Below are 15794 nucleotides of genomic sequence, written 5' to 3'. Positions count from 1 at the left end.
CCAACCCGCTTGGCATGCTGGCTCGATGGCCTATGAACGTGATCGCACCGAGTCCCGCCCCCTGAGCGACCGGGTCGAGGAACTCCTCGCCCATGAGGGCCCGCTGCCGATCGTCGCCGCGGGCGACCCGGTGCTGCGCCGCACCGCCGAGCCCTTCACCGGCCAGCTGGACCCCGCCCTCCTGGCCCGCTTTGTCGCCGCCCTGCGCGCCACCATGCACGCGGCGCCGGGCGTCGGCCTCGCCGCACCGCAGGTCGGGGTGTCCCTGCGGATCGCGGTGATCGAGGACCCGGCGCCGGTCCCGGAGGAGGTACGGCTCGCCCGCGGCCGGGTCCCGCAGCCGTTCCGCGTCCTGGTCAACCCGTCGTACGAGGCGGTGGGGCCGTACCGTGACGCGTTCTTCGAGGGCTGCCTGAGCGTGCCTGGCTGGCAGGCCGTCGTGGCCCGGCACGCCAAGGTCCGGCTGCGGGCGCTCGACGAACACGGGCAGGCGGTGGACGAGGAGTTCGCGGGGTGGCCCGCCCGGATCGTCCAGCACGAGACGGACCACCTGGGCGGCACGCTCTACCTCGACCGCGCCGAGCTGCGCTCCTTCTCCTCGAACCAGGCGATGGCCGACCGCTGGAACGACCCGACCCCGGCCCGCGCCGCCCGGGACCTCGGGTTCCTGCTGCCGGAGTGAGACATCGTCAGCCCCGGTACGCCTCCAGCAGTCGCAGCCACACCTCGCTGACCGTCGGGTACGAGGGCACCGCGTGCCAGAGGCGGCTGACGGGGACCTCGCCGGCGACGGCGATCGTGGCGGACTGCAGGAGTTCGCTGACGGCAGGGCCGACGAAGGTGACCCCGCGGAGGGTCTCGTGGTCGAGGTCGACGACCATGCGGGCGCGGCCCCGGTAGCCGTCGGCGTACAGGCCCGCCCCCGCCACGGAGGAGAACTCGACGTCGACGGCGCGGACGCGGTGGCCGGCCTGTTCCGCCTCGGCGAGGGAGAGGCCCACGGCGGCGGCCTCGGGGTCGGTGAAGACGACCTGCGGAACGGCGGCGTGGTCGGCGGTGGCGGCGTGGGCGCCCCAGGGGTCGCTCTCCAGGAGGGGGACCCCGGCCGCACGGGCGGCGATGGCGGCCCCGGCGATACGCGCCTGGTACTTGCCTTGGTGGGTCAGCAGCGCCCGGTGGTTGACGTCGCCGACCGCGTAGAGCCAGGAGCTGCCCGTCACCCGGAGGCTGTCGTCGACGGGCAGCCATGAGCCGGGTTCCAGGCCGACCGTGTCGAGGCCGAGGTCATCGGTGCGCGGGGCGCGTCCGGTGGCGAAGAGGATCTCGTCGGCCTCCAGGCGGTCGCCGGCGTCGGTGAGGGCCACCACGGTGCCGTTCTCGCGGGTCACCGCCGTCACCGAGGTCCCGGTGCGGATGTCCGCGCCGGCCTCCGTGAGCGCCTCGGCGACGAGTTCACCGGCGAAGGGCTCCATCCGGGGCAGCAGCCCCTTGCCGCGTACGAGGACGGTGACCTCGGAGCCGAGGGCCTGCCAGGCGGTGGCCATCTCGACGGCGACGACACCGCCGCCCACGACGAGCAGCCGGTCCGGGACCTCCTTCGCACTGGTGGCCTCGCGGCTCGTCCAGGGCCTGACCTGCGCGAGCCCCGGCAGGTCGGGCAGTTGGGCGCGGCTGCCGGTGGAGATCACCACCGCGTGCCGGGCGGTGAGGACGTGGCGGCCGCCGTCCGGGGCGTCGACCTCGACCCTGCGGGAGCCGGCCAGACGGCCCTTGCCGCGGTAGAGGTCCGCCCCGATGCTCTCCAGCCACGAGATCTGGCCGTCGTCCTTCCAGTGGGCGGTCTCGTAGTCACGGTGGGCGAGGACTTCGGCGGCGTCCAGTGGGCCCTGCACCAGGTGGCGCAGGCCGGGGACGCGGCGGGCGTCGGCACGGGCGATCGCGGGGCGCAGCAGGGCCTTGCTGGGCATGCACGCCCAGTACGAGCACTCGCCGCCGACCAGTTCGCTCTCCACGACCGCGGTGGACAGGCCGGCGGCGCGGGTGCGGTCGACGACGTTCTCCCCCACGGGTCCGGCACCGAGCACCACGACGTCGTAGTCGGTCGTGGTCGAACGCGTTGTGTTGTCGGTGTGTTCCGTTTCCGTCATGGGGTCAGTCTGGTTGTTGGTGTGCGTCGTGGCCACACGGGTACGCGCGCGGAATACGCCACCTCCGGGTGGCGTTGTCGACAGCGGCTCGCCCCGAGCCTTGAGACCAGCGAGTCCAGGAAGAAGAAGGATGGACGCCATGAGCAGCACCGTGGAGCTCACCAAGGAGAACTTCGACCAGACGGTCACCGAGAACGACTTCGTCCTGATCGACTTCTGGGCGTCCTGGTGCGGGCCGTGCCGCCAGTTCGCGCCGGTCTACGAGAAGGCCGCCGCGGACAACCCCGACCTGGTGTTCGGCAAGGTGGACACCGAGGCGCAGCCGGAGCTGGCCCAGGCCTTCGCCATTCAGTCGATCCCGACGCTGATGATCGTCCGTGACCAGGTCGCCGTGTTCGCACAGCCGGGCGCCCTGCCGGAGGCGGCGCTGACCGACGTCATCGGACGAGCCCGCAAGCTCGACATGGACGAGGTCCGTAAGGCGGTCGCCGAACAGCAGGCGCAGGCCGAGCAGAACGGTCAGTGAGACGGCCGGTTCACGGCAGGAGGGACAGGAGCGGCAGTCACACGGCCGGGGACAACTCCGAGCAGCGGTCCTTGAGTTGGGCCCGCGCTCGGGGTCCGGTCGGCGTCGGCACCTCGTCAGCTCGATTCGCGGTGGACGATTCTCGCGCCGAGTACGTCGTGGGTCGCGGGGATCATGCCGGCGTCACGGACCGCGCGGTCGACGAGTTCGGCGAGGTCGCGGCCGGCCGGTAGTTCGATGTGGACGGTGCTGAGGCGGGGGCGCAGCAACCGGCCGAGCATCAGGTCGTCGGCACCGACCACGGCCGTCTCGTCGGGGACGCCGATGCCCTCGTCCTGCAGGGCCCGCAGCAGCAGCATCGCGTACTCGTCGTTGTACGCGAACACGGCGTCCAGACCGAGGGAGCGCCACCGCGCGGCGAGTTGCGCCGCGGCCCCCTCGTCGTACGCCAGGGGCAGCTCCGTGACCGTCGCCTCCGTGCCGCGCACCGCGCGTCGTACGCCCGCGAGTCGCGGCTGGGAGAAGACCCCGAGGCCGGGTTCCTCGGGTACGACGACGCCTATACGGCGGCGCCCTCGCTCGACCAGGTGCCGGCCGGCGCTGTGGCCGACGCAGCCGTGGTCCAGGAGCAGCACATGGGCGCCCTCGACGGGCTCGGGGCTGAGCGCGACGACGGCGCGGGCGCCGGAGCGCTTCAGGACGGCCACGCCCTGGGGGCCGAGCCCTTCGCCGGGGACGATCACCGCGACCGGGCGCAGCTCGGCCCAGGCACGGGCGGCCTCGTCGCCGCGCAGGGCGACGCCGCCGTACTGCACGACGGTGTAGTCGAGGCGGCTGAGGGCCCACTGCAGGTCGTTGATGAACTGGCTGTAGAGGGGCCCGATGGGCACCTTCGGGGTCGGCATCAGCACCATGCGGCTGTGGCCGGCGCGCAGACTGCGGGCCGCGGCGTGCGGGACGTATCCGAGTTCCTTGGCGGCGTCGTGGACCCGGCGGCGGGTGGGCTCGCTGATGCGGACGGCACTGGTGTTGTTGAGGACATAACTCACCGTCGCGCGTGAGACTCCCGCGAGACGGGCCACATCGGCGCTCGTGGGCACGGAACGTTGCAGGGGCGACGGCGGGGCGGGCTCTTTCGATATCTGCACCATGAGGAGGGCATCCTTGCAGAAGCTGTGAGGGGTGTTCCGACCGGGGGAGTTCGGCCACACGGAAGCTCGGGTCTCGGGCCACCGATCCATGTGGGTGGGAAGTTTGACGAATCTGTTCGAAATCTGTTCAAGGCTGCAACCATTTCGCGCCATGCTCGCGAAGGTGGGGAGATGGGGCGTCTTTCCGAGGCGGCCACTCGGTTTCCCGCCCCGGTGGGTAAGCGCTGTCACGCCTGGCCACGGACGTGTGACGGGTGTTCGGGAAGTGGCTCTCGGGGCGCAGGGGACCGTTCGGCGGCCGGGATTCTATGCGCATGGCATGAGGCCGCAATGCTTCACACCTATGGCGTGAACTGTGCGCTGCGACGGGCGTTACCCGCCAGTTGGCGGGCATATGCCGCCGTACGACGGCCTCCTCGTGGCTTGCCGCCGCGCTGGTCATCGCGGCACGAACCACTGGGGAAACGCCGGGCCCGCCAGGCATGATTCCGGCCTCGCACCGCAGCGTCCGCACGAACGTTACCGTTCAGTAGACAAGCTGCTTCCGGAGGTGTTCCGTATGGCTGCCGACCGTGCCCCGGGTCTGGCGGAGTGTGCCCGTGCGCTGGCCGCGGGGGAGGTGACGTCACGGGCGCTCGTGGAAAAAGCGTTGGCCCGGATCGAGGCGAGCCAGGCGACGGTCAACGCGTTTCGGCGGGTGCGGGCGGAGGCGGCGCTGGCGGAGGCCGACGCGGCGGACGAGGAGCTGGCCGCGGGCGGGCGACGGCCGCTGCTCGGGGTGCCGGTGGCGGTGAAGGACGACATGGACGTGGCCGGCGAGCCGACCGCGTTCGGCTGCCGGGGCGAGTTCCCCTCGCTGCCGGAGGACGGCGAGGCGGTACGGCGGCTGCGGGCGGCCGGGGCGATCGTCGTCGGCAAGACCAACACCTGCGAGCTGGGGCAGTGGCCGTTCACGGAGGGGCCCGCCTTCGGTGCCACCCGTAATCCCTGGCACCCGGACCACACACCCGGCGGCTCCTCGGGCGGCTCGGCGGCGGCCGTCGCGGCCGGGCTCGTGCCGGCCGCGCTGGGCTCGGACGGCGCGGGCTCGGTGCGCATCCCGGCGTCCTGGACCCACCTGATCGGCATCAAGCCGCAGCGGGGCCGCATCTCGACCTGGCCGCACGCGGAGTCCTTCCAGGGCATCACCGTCAACGGCACCCTCGCCCGTACGGTCGCCGACGCCGCCCTCCTCCTGGACGCGGCCAGCGGCAACCACGAGGGCGACCTGCACCGCCCGGCCCCGATCAAGGCCTCCGAGGCAGTGGGACGCGACCCCGGACGGCTGCGGATCGCGCTGTCGCTGAAGCCGCCGTTCACGGCGCTGCCCGCCCGGCTCGATCCCCGCGTACGGGAACGGGTCCTCGCGGTCGCGGAGCGGCTCGCCGCGCTCGGACACGTGGTGGAGGAGGCGGAGCCGCGCTACGGGCAGATCGGGCTGACGTTCGTCCCGCGCGCCACCGCCGGGATCGCCGAACGGGTCGGCGCGATCGCCCGGCAGGACCTCCTCGACCGGCGCACCCGCGACGCCGCACGCCTCGGCCGGCTCCTCGCCGGGGCGCCCCTGAGGCTGGCCCGCCGCGCGGAGGCCACGCTCCACCAGCGGATCGGCGCGCTCTTCACGTCGTACGGATACGACGTGCTGCTGGCGCCGACGACCGCCGCTCCCCCGCCGCGCGTCGGGTCCATGCTCGACCTCGGCGGCCTCGGCACCGATCGGGCGATGATCGCCGCCTGCCCGTACGCCTGGCCGTGGAACGTGCTCGGCTGGCCCGGGGTGAACGTCCCGGCGGGGTTCGTGGGGGACGGCCTGCCGGTGGGCGCGCAGTTGCTCGGCCCGGCCGACAGCGAGCCCCTGCTCCTGTCGCTGGCCGCGCAGTTGGAGGCGGACCAGCGCTGGCACGAGCTGTGGCCGCCGGCGGGAGGACGCGGGCTCACCCGTGGTGTGAACGGTTCGGCCCGCACCAGGTGAGCCGTACCCGATGACCCGTACGCTGTGACCATGGACGAAGCGTCGATGGTCGGGCTGATGGGACGGGTGACCGGTGCGGTCGGTCCCGGGCTCGTCGGCGAGGTGATCGTCCGGGTGCGGGGCGGCGCCGAGCACTTCCTGGCCTACCCCGCCTCCGCCAAGGACCGGATCGAGCCGGGGACGCTCGTGATGGTGATGGAGTATCTGCCGCCGCGCACGGTGTATGTCTCGGCGGCGTACGACAGTTGACGGTCCGTCGGATCTGCCTGTCGGCCTTCAGACACCGGCTTCGCATCAGGACTGCAACAACGGTCCCCCGGTACCTGTACCGCCGCTGTGCAACGCGGGACACTTCCGACGTTCGGTGCCGAAAGGGCACCTGGCAGAGGGGGTGTGCCGATGTTCGTCGGCATGATCGCGGGGGCGGCCGTGGGCGCCGTCCTGGTACTGGTCGGTCTGTTCAAACTCATGTGGCGCGTCGCCGAACCCAACGAGGCTCTGATCATCTCCGGCTCCAAGCACAAGATGGAGGGCCTGGAGGAGGGCATGAACTTCCGTATCGTCACCGGTCGCGGCACACTCGTGCTGCCCGGGATGCAGGCGGTGCGCAAGCTCTCACTCGATCTGAACCAGACAGAGTTGGCCGTGGAATGCGTGACCCATCAGGGCATTCCGCTGAAGATCCGTGGTGTCGTCATCTTCAAGGTGGGCGACGACTTCGTGTCCATCGCCAACGCGGCCCGTCGCTTCCTCGACCAGCAGAAGCGGGTCTCGGAGCGGGTGCACAACGTGTTCGCCGGTCATCTCCGGTCCATCGTGGGCGGGTTGACGGTCGAGGACATGATCCGCGACCGCGAGAAGCTCACCGGTCAGACCCGGGCGGCCTGCGGTACGGAGATGGAGAAGCTGGGCCTGATCGTCGACTCGTTGCAGATCCACGAGATCGAGGACCCGACCGGCTACATCAAGAACCTCGCCATGCCCCACGCGGCCGCCGTCCAGCGGGACGCCCGTATCGCGCAGGCCGAGGCGAACCGGCTCGCCACCGAGGCCGAGCAGCAGGCCGCGGCGCGCATGGCGGAGGCCACCCGGGACAGTGAGATCCTCCAGGCCGGCTACCAGGCCGAGCGGGACAACGCCTCGGCGAGGGCCAAGCAGGCCGGCCCTCTCGCCGAAGCGGCCGCCATGCAGGAGGTCGTCGTCCAGGAGACCCGGGTCGCGGAGCTGGCGGCGGCCCGGCGCGAACAGCAGCTCCAGGCGGACGTCCGCAAGCCGGCGGATGCCAAGGCCTATGAGAAGCGCACCCTCGCCGAGGCCGAGCGCGACGCCCGTATCTCGGCCGCTCAGGCCAAGGCCAAGGAGACCGAACTCGCGGCTGCCGCCGAGGCGAACGCGACCCGCGCCACCGGTGAGGCCGAGGCCGCCGCCCGGCAGGCGAAGGGGCTCGCCATCGCCGAGGCCACGCGGGCGAAGGGGCTCGCCGAGGCCGAGGGCATCAAGGCGCGGGCCGCTGCGCTGGCGGAGAACCAGGAGGCCGTGATTGCCCAGCAGTTGGCCGAGCGGTGGCCGGAGATCGTGCAGGCCGGGGCGAGTGCGTTCGGCAACGTGGACAACATGGTGTTACTCAACGGGGCGGACGGGATGGCGGACATGTTCGCCAAGGCGCTGACGATGGGCGGGACCGGGTTGGGGCTGGCTCGGCAGTTGCTGGCGTCCATGAATCAGAACGGGGTGCCTGCCGGCGGCTCGGCCGGGGTCAATGGGCTGCCTGTTGAGAAGGTGCCGGTGGATCGGGAGTCGTAGTACAGGCGTTGGGCCGTTTGAGGGCGCCGCAACTCCGACTCCTCGTGGTCTGCCGCGGGTTGTTTGTGGTTGATCGCGCCCACGCGGCGGGGCCGCAAATCGACACAGACCCGCGCCCCTTTCGGGGCGCGGGATAGCGTTGCTGCGTGACTGCCTTTGCCGATCAGCATGTTCCTGGGCGCTATGGGCCCTTTGCCACCACCGAAGCCGATCCTCGCAGCGTGGGGCGGGTGCGTACCGAGTACTCGCCCTCACACGACGGCGACCCCGACCCTGGGGAGATCGTGTGGACCTGGGTGCCGTTCGAGGAGAACGACGGGCGGGGGAAGGATCGGCCTGTGCTCGTTGTGGCTCGGGAGGCCGGGGGGACGTTGCTCGCGGTTCAGTTGTCGAGCAAGCGGCATGACGGGGATCGGGAGTGGGTGCCGATCGGGAGTGGGCCGTGGGATCGGTCCGGGCGGGATTCCTGGGTGGATGTGGATCGGGTTCTGCGGCTGCATGAGGCGGGGATGCGGCGCGAGGCTTGTGCGTTGGACCGGATGAGGTTCAACTCCGTGGTGCATCGGCTCAGGGAGCGGTACGGCTGGCGTTGAACTCTCGTTCGAAGGCGCTCCTGACCACCGCTCCCTTCGTCCGGTCCAGTACCCCGAACACCACATGCACGAAGTACCCGTCGAAGCGGCCCTCGACCAGCAACTCCCGGAAGGCGCCCGCCACATGGCTCGGGTCGTTGCCGAAGACCCCGCAGCCCCAGGCGCCCAGGACCAGCCGGCGGTAGCCGTAGGCCGCCGCTGTCTCCAGGACGCGCTCCGCGCGCGTGGCCAGCGCTCGTGGGAGCTCCGGCGCTCGTTCCGGCGCCGTACGCAGGACGACCGACGCGTTCGGGGCGGCCGAGGTCAGGAAGCCGGCCTGGTAGGGGTCGTTCAGGAGGTGGCCGCGGTCGTCCCGGAAAACGGGTACGGCGGGTGAGTGGATGACGCGGTCCGTGTAGAACGGGTCGCGGTGGGCGCGGTGGTGGTCGTAGAAGTCGCGGGCCTCGCGGACGCACGTGTACAGGGCGGAGGCGCGGCAGAGGGCCTCTTCCTGGGCCTGGGCGCCGTTCAGGTAGCCGCCGCCGGGGTTGCGGGCCGAGGAGAAGTTCAGGACGGCGACCGGGGCGACGTCCTGGCGGGTGAGGCGGTGGGCGGCTTCCAGGCTGCTCTCGCCGGTGACCTCGATGAGCGTATCCACGGGGACGGCGTTCGGGATGTCCACCGGATCCGGTCCGTGCAGCCGCGTGCCGGTCCTCGCCGCCTCGACCTCGGCCGCTATGGACACCTCGCGGCCGTCGGGCGTGCGGTAGTGGCCCGCGGCGATGATTTCCTCGGTCTCCCGTGCGATTCCGCGCAGGCGGGCGCTCATGGCGCCACCCCCGTGTGCGCCACGAGCGCCGTACGTGTGCGCTCCCCCGTCGTGCTCATGGACGCATCGTGGGTGATGCTGGTGAGTGGCCGCAACGGAGTATTTCCGACGTGAACGGCCCTGGACAGGGCCGGGAAGAGGTGCCTGAAGCTCCCGAAAACAGAGATCGACGATCCGCATTGCGGCGATGTGCACCCTTGTGCGAAGCCTCGTGAGGGTCTTGGGTTGGATGAGCACTGTCGATCCGGCCCCCACCCATCCGGCCGGCGGCACGGTGGAATCTCAGGAGGATTCTGAACATGCCAGATTCCGTGAGTGGCTGTACGGAGCACCGCTCCGGCGTCACCGAAGCCGAGGTGGAGGCCCTGGTGCGGGGCATCTGCTTCAAGACCGGCCCACCGCGCACCCTCGGTGTCGAACTGGAATGGCACGTCCACGAGCTGCGCGATCCGCGGCTCCCGGCACCACCCGTACGACTGGAAGCGGCCTACGCCGCACTGCGGACCCTGCCCCTGACCTCGGCTCTGACCGTCGAACCCGGTGGTCAGCTGGAGCTCAGCTCGGCTCCCGCCGCCTCCCTGATGGAGTGCGTGAGGTCCGTCTCGGCCGATCTGGACGTCGTACGAGCGACGCTGCGCGAGTCGGAGCTCGCCATCAGCGGCTTCGGCCACGAACCCTGGAACCCTCCGACCCGGTATCTGCGTGAGCCCCGGTACGACGCGATGGAGGTCTACCTCGACCGCTTCGGGCCCGAGGGGCGGGCCATGATGTGTTCCTCGGCCTCCGTCCAGGTGTGTCTCGACGCCGGGTACGAGGAGCCGGGGCCTCTCGGCCTCGAACGGCGCTGGTGGCTGGCGCACCAGCTCGGCGCGGTGCTGGTGGCCGCGTTCGCGTCCTCACCGCTGGCGCATGGCCGGACCACCGGCTGGCGTTCCACACGGCAGGCGCTGTGGGCGGCGATGGACCCGGGGCGTACGAACGCCCCGGTGCTGGACGGTGACCCCCACGGGGCCTGGGCGCGGCTGGTGCTGGACGCGCCGGTGATGTGCGTTCGGGCGGCGGAGGGGCCCTGGGTCGTTCCGGGCGGGATGACGTTCCGGGAGTGGACCAGGTCCGACGCGCCGCCGAGCCGCGAGGACCTCGACTATCACCTGACGACCCTGTTCCCGCCGATCCGGCCGCGCGGTCACCTCGAATTCCGCATGATCGACGCTCAGCCGGGTGCGGACGGGTGGATCGTGCCGCTCGCCGTGACGGCGGCGCTGTTCGACGACGCGGAGGCCGCCGAGGTCGCCTATCGGGCGGTCAAACCCCTTGCGGAGCGGGCCGGTTCGCTGCCGCCGCCGCGTAATCCCCTGTGGGTCGCGGCCGCCCGTTCGGGACTGGCCGACCCCGAGCTGCGGGACGCGGCGGCCGTGTGCTTCGCCGCGGCCGCCGAGGCACTGCCCCGGCTCGGCGCGAGCACCGAAGTCCAGGACGCCGTCGCCGAGTTCACCGACCGCTATGTGGCCCGGGGCCGTTGTCCCGCCGACGAGCTGCTCGACCTGTTCCACGGGAAGGACATCCCCGCATGACAGCACCCGAGACCCCGGCACCGACGAACGACGCCGACCCCGACATACTCCGGGAGCGCGCGCTGGCGGCGCTCACGACGGCCCGTTCCCGCACCGCGCTCCTCACCTCCGTCGTCGACGAGCCCGACCTGACCGCACAGCACTCGCCACTGATGTCCCCGCTGGTGTGGGACCTCGCCCACATCGGCAACCAGGAGGAGCTGTGGCTGCTGCGGAACGTCGCGGGGCGTGAGGCGATGCGGCCCGAGATCGACGGGCTGTACGACGCCTTCGAGCACCCGCGCGCCGAACGCCCCTCGCTGCCGCTGCTGCCGCCCGGGGAGGCGCGCCGGTACCTCGCCGAGGTGCGTGGCCGGGCGCTGGACGTGCTGGAGAGCACCGCCTTCCACGGCAGCCGGCTCACCGACGCGGGCTTCGCCTTCGGCATGATCGCCCAGCATGAACAGCAGCACGACGAAACGATGTTGATCACCCATCAGCTCCGCAAGGGCCCCGCCGTGCTCACGGCGCCGGACCCCGCGCCGATGCCGCTGTTCACCGGCCCGGCCGAAGTCCTCGTGCCCGGTGGGGAGTTCATGATGGGCACCTCGGCCGAGCCATGGGCGCTGGACAACGAGCGGCCGGCGCACCGGCGCGTCGTCCCGCCGTTCCACATCGACACCACGCCGGTGACGAACGCCGCGTACCAGGCGTTCATCGAGGACGGCGGCTACGAGGACGCGCGCTGGTGGACGGCCGAGGGCTGGGAGCACATCCGTGCGCACGGAATCGCCGCGCCCCTGTTCTGGCGCCGGGACGGCCGGCAGTGGCTGCGACGGCGCTTCGGCGTCACCGAGGTCGTCCCGCCCGACGAGCCGGTACTGCACGTGTGCTGGTACGAGGCCGACGCGTACGCCCGCTGGGCGGGGCGCCGGCTGCCCACGGAAGCCGAGTGGGAGAAGGCGGCCCGGCACGACCCGGTCACCGGCCGCTCGACGCGCTACCCGTGGGGCGACGCCGACCCGACGCCCGAACACGCCAACCTCGGCCAGCGTCACCTCCGGCCGGCCCCGGCCGGCAGCTATCCGGCGGGGGAATCTCCGCTGGGAGTACGGCAGTTGATCGGTGATGTGTGGGAGTGGACGTCCAGCGACTTCCTGCCCTACCCGGGGTTCACGGCGTTCCCGTACAAGGAGTACTCGGAGGTGTTCTTCGGCCCCGAGTACAAGGTGCTGCGCGGCGGGTCGTTCGCCGTGGACCCGGTGGCCTGCCGGGGGACGTTCCGCAACTGGGACTATCCGATCCGGCGGCAGATCTTCAGCGGGTTCCGCACCGCGCGGGACGCGTCTCCGGAGGCTGTCTGATGTGCCGTCATATCGCGTTCCTGGGCTCACCGTCGCCGCTGGGGAAGGTCCTCGTGGATCCGCCGCACAGTCTGTTCCGGCAGTCGTGGGCGCCCCGGCGGCAGCGGTACGGGACCGTCAACGCCGATGGTTTCGGGGTCGGTTGGTACGCCGAGGGCGACCCGGTACCGGGGCGGTACCGGCGGGCCGGGCCCATCTGGGGCGACCAGTCCTTCGCGGACCTCGCCCGGGTCGTGCGCACCGGGGCGCTGCTGGCCGCCGTACGGGACGCCACCGTGCCGGGTGCGGACAACGAGGCCGCGGCGGCGCCGTTCACCGCCGGGCCGTGGCTGTTCAGCCACAACGGGGCCGTCACCGGGTGGCCGCGGTCGCTGGCGGGGCTCGCCGCCGAGTTGCCGGCCGTCGAGGTGTTGTCGATGGAGGCCCGCAACGACTCCGCGCTCGTGTGGGCCCTGGTCCTGAACCGGCTGCGGGCCGGCGACGAGGAGGGCCAGGCGCTGGCCGACACGGTCCTCGAGGTCGCCCGGGCGGCCCCCGGCTCCCGGCTCAATCTGCTGCTCACCAACGGTGACACCATCACCGCGACGGCCTGGGGCGACACCCTCTGGTACCTCGCCGAGCCCGGCCGGAGCACCGTCGTGGCGTCCGAGCCGTACGACGACGACCCGCACTGGGTCGAGGTGCCGGACCGCACGCTGCTCGCGGCCAGCCGTACAGACGTTCTCCTCACCCCGCTCAAGGAGTTGGAGGGTACCCCCGCGTGAGTCCGTTCCTTCTCACCCGCACCCTGCCCGAGGACGCCACGGACGCGGCCCTGCGCGCCGATGTCCTGGAGGGGCTGACCCGCACGCCCAAGGCGCTGCCGCCGAAGTGGTTCTACGACGCCGTCGGCAGTGAACTGTTCGAGAAGATCACCGAGTTGCCCGAGTACTACCCGACCCGTGCCGAGCGCGAGATCCTCATCGACCGGGCCGGTGAGATCGCCTCGGCGAGCGGGGCGCGGACCCTGGTCGAGCTGGGGTCCGGGTCCTCCGACAAGACCCGGCATCTGCTGGACGCGATGCCCGGACTGCATACGTACGTGCCCGTCGACGTGAGTGAGAGTGCGCTGCGGCTGGCGGGTGAGGCGCTGGTCGCCGAGCGGCCGGGGCTGCGTGTGCATGCCCTGATCGACGACTTCACCGCCGGGATCCGGCTGCCGGAGACGCCCGGGCCGCGGCTGGTGGCGTTCCTTGGCGGCACGATCGGCAATCTGGTGCCGGTGGAGCGGGCGGCGTTCCTGGGGTCCGTACGTGGTCTGCTGGCGCCCGGTGACGCGTTGTTGCTCGGCACGGATCTGGTCAAGGACGCAGGAGTGCTGGTTGCCGCGTACGACGACTCGGCCGGGGTGACGGCGGCGTTCAACAAGAACGTGCTGGCTGTCGTCAATCGGGAGCTGGGGGCGGATTTCGATCCCGGCGCGTTCGATCATGTCGCTCTGTGGGATGCCGAGCGGGAGTGGATCGAGATGCGGTTGCGGTCGCGGGTGGCCCAGAGTGTGAAGATTCCGGCGCTTGATCTGGCCGTGGACTTCGGGGAGGGGGAGGAGTTGCGGACGGAGGTGTCGGCGAAGTTCCGGAGGGAGGGGGTGCGGGGCGAGCTGGCTGTGGCCGGGCTGGAGTTGACTCGGTGGTGGACGGATCGGGAGGGGAGGTTCGCGCTGTCGTTGAGCGTGGCGCGGTGACCTGCGGGGCGGCCGGGGGTTTTCCCGCCCCCGCCGCCCCCACATCACAGCCCCGCGCCCCTAAAGGGGCGCTACGTCTCGCGGAGTTCTGTGGGCTGGGGCACCGTGGAGGAGTGTGTGGCTGAAAGGAGCAGACGTATGTCCGACCATGTTTATCGGGTTACCGAGATCGTCGGGAGTTCGGGTGAGAGCGTCGACCATGCCATCCGCAACGGCATCGATCGCGCCGCCCAGACGCTGCGGAACCTTGACTGGTTCGAGGTGACGCAGGTGCGGGGGCATATCGAGAACGGGGAGATCGCGCACTATCAGGTCGGGCTGAAGGTTGGGTTCCGGCTGGAGGACGCGGGCTGAGTGCTCAGGTGCGGCCCTCCCGTTCCTGTGCCACCTTCAGCGCGGCGGACGTCGCGGCCCATCGTGCCCGTACGACCGTGAAGCCCGCCTGTCGCGCGTCCTCGCACACCAACTCGTCGTCGTCCACGAGGACACGGATCTCGCGGGTGCGGGCGAGGCGGCGGAGGATCTCCAGTTTGGTACGGCGGGCGGGGCGGCGGTCGTTGTCGCGGCGCATCCAGATCCGGCCCTCGGGGAGGCCGTGGGTGGTCAGCCAATCCACGGTGTCGCGGCGGCAGCGTTCGGGGCGGCCGGTGAGATACATGACCTCGCACTCCTCGGCGCTCTCCAACGCGAGGGCGATGCCCTCGGCAAGCGGCGGGTCCTGGGGGGCGGCCGCGAAGAAGGCGTCCCAGTCGCGCGGCTTGCGCTCCAGGTACCGCTGTCGGTGCGCGGTGTCGGCGAGGGTGTTGTCCAGGTCGAATACGGCGAGGGGGCGGTTGTCGGCGGTCACGGGGCCAGCCTAGGGCCCCGTGACACGTGACAGTTCTGTGATCCCCGTCGTCGCTTCACACAACAAGCACAGACTTCGCCCGCCGCTTTAAGTTTCAAGGGATAGGCTCATCATCTCTCCCCCCACCCTGCACAGGAGAATTGATGTGCTTGACGGCGAAGTAATCGTGATCGGCGGCGGATACGGGGGCATCCGCTTAGCCAGACAGTTGGACGGGGTCGCACGGGTCACCCTCGTGGACCGCAAGGAGGTCTTCTTCCACCGCATTGCCGCGCTGCGCGCCGGCGTACACGAGGACTGGACGACCACGCCCTTCATCCCCTACGACCGGCTACTGCGCAACGGCCGGGTGGTGGTGGGCAAGGCGATCGACATCGACACCGGCGAGCGGCAGGTACGACTGGCCACGGGTGAGCGGCTGCCGTACGACGTGGTGGTGATCGCCACGGGTGCCGACTATCCGGAACCCGCGCGTTTCCTGGGCACGACCATCGACGAGGCGGCCAAGACGTTCACCGCGCACCAGGAGAAGATCGCCGCCGCCGAGCATGTGCTGATCGTCGGTGGTGGGCCGGGCGGTGTGGAACTCGCCGCCGAGATCCGGCTGGCGCGACCCGAGGCACGGATCACGCTCGCGCACGCCGGGTCGGCGCTGCTCAGCTCCACCGGCAGCAAATGGGCCGGTCGGCGGGCCCTGACCTGGCTGGAGTCGCATGACGTGGAGGTGCGCCTCGACTCGTTCATCTCCCCCGGGGCCGACTTCGACACCTACCGGGACGGCCGCGGCAACATCATCGAGGCAGACCTCTCCTTCTGGGCCACCGGCACCACCCCCAACACGCTCTGGCTGCGGCTGGCCGGGCACGGCGCCTGGCTGAACGGTTCGGGGCAGATCAAGGTCGACCGGATGCTGCGGGTCGACGGGCGGCTGGACGTGTTCGCGGTCGGTGACGTGAACGACGTCACCGAGTTGAAGATCTCCCCCGTCGCGATCGCCCAGGCGGACATCGCCGCCCACAACATCCGTGCCTACCTGGGGAGTTCGGGCAGGCACCGCAAGGACCCGCGCTTCTACCGGCCGATCCAGCGCACCCCGCTGATCGTGCCGTTCGGGGCGGCCGACGGGCTCGCCCTGATCCCCGTGCCGGGCGGCGAGACCGCCGTGCTCGGCGGCCGTACCGCCACCCTCGCCAAGGCGAAGACCCTGATGACGCCGTACATGCGCAAGCAGCTCGGCTACACGGCCTGAGTCCACGCCCCTGCCCAGT

16 protein-coding genes are annotated in these 15794 nt (G+C 71.3%); 12 read left to right on the top strand and 4 right to left on the bottom strand.

The genetic code is table 11. The features are described 5' to 3' along the window. The first annotated feature begins 25 nt into the window (after positions 1-25). Positions 26-682, top strand: coding sequence for a peptide deformylase (locus CES90_RS17210; RefSeq protein WP_189784387.1), 657 nt, complete (start codon positions 26-28; stop codon positions 680-682). Between the two features lie 7 nt (positions 683-689). Here CES90_RS17210 and CES90_RS17205 read toward each other — a convergent pair whose 3' ends face one another. Beyond that, entirely contained in the window at positions 690-2147 is a 1458-nt protein-coding gene (locus CES90_RS17205) for a dihydrolipoyl dehydrogenase family protein (RefSeq protein WP_189784388.1), read from the bottom strand. Positions 2148-2277: 130 nt separating this feature from the next. On the opposite strand from CES90_RS17205, the gene trxA reads away from it, so the two are divergent. Continuing rightward, entirely contained in the window at positions 2278-2673 is a 396-nt protein-coding gene (trxA, locus tag CES90_RS17200) for a thioredoxin (protein ID WP_189784389.1), read from the top strand. Between the two features lie 116 nt (positions 2674-2789). Here trxA and CES90_RS17195 read toward each other — a convergent pair whose 3' ends face one another. Continuing rightward, positions 2790-3824 (bottom strand): LacI family DNA-binding transcriptional regulator, encoded by a 1035-nt coding sequence (locus CES90_RS17195; RefSeq protein ID WP_189784390.1) that lies wholly within the window; start codon positions 3822-3824, stop codon positions 2790-2792. 559 nt (positions 3825-4383) lie between these two features. Between CES90_RS17195 and CES90_RS17190 the strand changes: the two genes are divergently transcribed. The 4 genes from CES90_RS17190 to CES90_RS17175 all read left to right on the top strand — a co-directional run bounded on the left by CES90_RS17190 (position 4384) and on the right by CES90_RS17175 (position 8231). After that, on the top strand, positions 4384-5835 hold the full coding sequence (locus CES90_RS17190) for an amidase (RefSeq protein ID WP_189784391.1): 1452 nt from the start codon (positions 4384-4386) through the stop codon (positions 5833-5835). Between the two features lie 24 nt (positions 5836-5859). After that, entirely contained in the window at positions 5860-6084 is a 225-nt protein-coding gene (locus CES90_RS17185) for a hypothetical protein (protein WP_184902426.1), read from the top strand. 150 nt (positions 6085-6234) lie between these two features. Continuing rightward, on the top strand, positions 6235-7638 hold the full coding sequence (locus CES90_RS17180; RefSeq protein ID WP_189784392.1) for a flotillin family protein: 1404 nt from the start codon (positions 6235-6237) through the stop codon (positions 7636-7638). Positions 7639-7784: 146 nt separating this feature from the next. Continuing rightward, positions 7785-8231, top strand: a complete 447-nt coding sequence (locus CES90_RS17175) for a type II toxin-antitoxin system PemK/MazF family toxin (protein ID WP_189784393.1) — start codon at positions 7785-7787, stop codon at positions 8229-8231. Here CES90_RS17175 and CES90_RS17170 read toward each other — a convergent pair. Beyond that, on the bottom strand, positions 8206-9039 hold the full coding sequence (locus CES90_RS17170; protein WP_189784394.1) for a TIGR02452 family protein: 834 nt from the start codon (positions 9037-9039) through the stop codon (positions 8206-8208). The genes CES90_RS17175 and CES90_RS17170 overlap by 26 nt on opposite strands. A 299-nt stretch (positions 9040-9338) precedes the next feature. Between CES90_RS17170 and egtA the strand changes: the two genes are divergently transcribed. From egtA to CES90_RS17145, 5 genes are all read left to right on the top strand, one after another. Then, positions 9339-10613, top strand: a complete 1275-nt coding sequence (egtA, locus tag CES90_RS17165; protein WP_189784395.1) for an ergothioneine biosynthesis glutamate--cysteine ligase EgtA — start codon at positions 9339-9341, stop codon at positions 10611-10613. After that, entirely contained in the window at positions 10610-11956 is a 1347-nt protein-coding gene (egtB, locus tag CES90_RS17160; protein WP_189784396.1) for an ergothioneine biosynthesis protein EgtB, read from the top strand. The genes egtA and egtB overlap by 4 nt, the downstream gene beginning before the upstream one ends. Next, complete coding sequence (gene egtC, locus CES90_RS17155; protein ID WP_189784397.1) at positions 11956-12720, top strand: ergothioneine biosynthesis protein EgtC; 765 nt, start codon at positions 11956-11958, stop codon at positions 12718-12720. The genes egtB and egtC overlap by 1 nt, the downstream gene beginning before the upstream one ends. After that, positions 12717-13679: an L-histidine N(alpha)-methyltransferase gene (gene egtD, locus CES90_RS17150; protein ID WP_189784398.1), complete on the top strand. Its 963-nt coding sequence runs from the start codon at positions 12717-12719 to the stop codon at positions 13677-13679. Before egtC ends, egtD begins: the two co-directional genes overlap by 4 nt. A gap of 138 nt (positions 13680-13817) precedes the next feature. Beyond that, positions 13818-14033, top strand: coding sequence for a dodecin (locus CES90_RS17145; RefSeq protein WP_189784399.1), 216 nt, complete (start codon positions 13818-13820; stop codon positions 14031-14033). A 4-nt stretch (positions 14034-14037) separates the two neighbouring features. On the opposite strand, the gene CES90_RS17140 is transcribed toward CES90_RS17145, so the two are convergent. After that, the gene (locus tag CES90_RS17140) at positions 14038-14526 is read right to left on the bottom strand and encodes a phosphatase domain-containing protein (RefSeq protein ID WP_189784400.1); all 489 of its coding nucleotides are present in this window, start codon (positions 14524-14526) and stop codon (positions 14038-14040) included. A gap of 145 nt (positions 14527-14671) precedes the next feature. On the opposite strand from CES90_RS17140, the gene CES90_RS17135 reads away from it, so the two are divergent. Further along, entirely contained in the window at positions 14672-15775 is a 1104-nt protein-coding gene (locus tag CES90_RS17135; RefSeq protein ID WP_189784401.1) for an NAD(P)/FAD-dependent oxidoreductase, read from the top strand. Positions 15776-15794 lie beyond the last annotated feature (19 nt).

The sequence above is a fragment of the Streptomyces capitiformicae genome (genome assembly GCF_002214185.1).
In the GTDB taxonomy this organism is placed as follows: domain Bacteria; phylum Actinomycetota; class Actinomycetes; order Streptomycetales; family Streptomycetaceae; genus Streptomyces; species Streptomyces capitiformicae.
The sequence above is the reverse complement of the archived record's forward strand: the minus strand, read 5'-3'. Positions and strand labels throughout refer to the sequence as shown.

Bases quoted from the DNA above. Each gene is read 5' to 3' on its own strand.
- egtA (WP_189784395.1), top strand. From the start codon at position 9,339: ATGCCAGATTCCGTGAGTGGCTGTACGGAGCACCGCTCCGGCGTCACC.
- egtC (WP_189784397.1), top strand. From the start codon at position 11,956: ATGTGCCGTCATATCGCGTTCCTGGGCTCACCGTCGCCGCTGGGGAAG.
- CES90_RS17170 (WP_189784394.1), bottom strand. From the start codon at position 9,039: ATGAGCGCCCGCCTGCGCGGAATCGCACGGGAGACCGAGGAAATCATC.
- CES90_RS17190 (WP_189784391.1), top strand. From the start codon at position 4,384: ATGGCTGCCGACCGTGCCCCGGGTCTGGCGGAGTGTGCCCGTGCGCTG.
- CES90_RS17205 (WP_189784388.1), bottom strand. From the start codon at position 2,147: ATGACGGAAACGGAACACACCGACAACACAACGCGTTCGACCACGACC.
- CES90_RS17145 (WP_189784399.1), top strand. From the start codon at position 13,818: ATGTCCGACCATGTTTATCGGGTTACCGAGATCGTCGGGAGTTCGGGT.
- trxA (WP_189784389.1), top strand. From the start codon at position 2,278: ATGGACGCCATGAGCAGCACCGTGGAGCTCACCAAGGAGAACTTCGAC.
- CES90_RS17195 (WP_189784390.1), bottom strand. From the start codon at position 3,824: ATGGTGCAGATATCGAAAGAGCCCGCCCCGCCGTCGCCCCTGCAACGT.
- egtB (WP_189784396.1), top strand. From the start codon at position 10,610: ATGACAGCACCCGAGACCCCGGCACCGACGAACGACGCCGACCCCGAC.
- CES90_RS17210 (WP_189784387.1), top strand. From the start codon at position 26: ATGGCCTATGAACGTGATCGCACCGAGTCCCGCCCCCTGAGCGACCGG.
- CES90_RS17180 (WP_189784392.1), top strand. From the start codon at position 6,235: ATGTTCGTCGGCATGATCGCGGGGGCGGCCGTGGGCGCCGTCCTGGTA.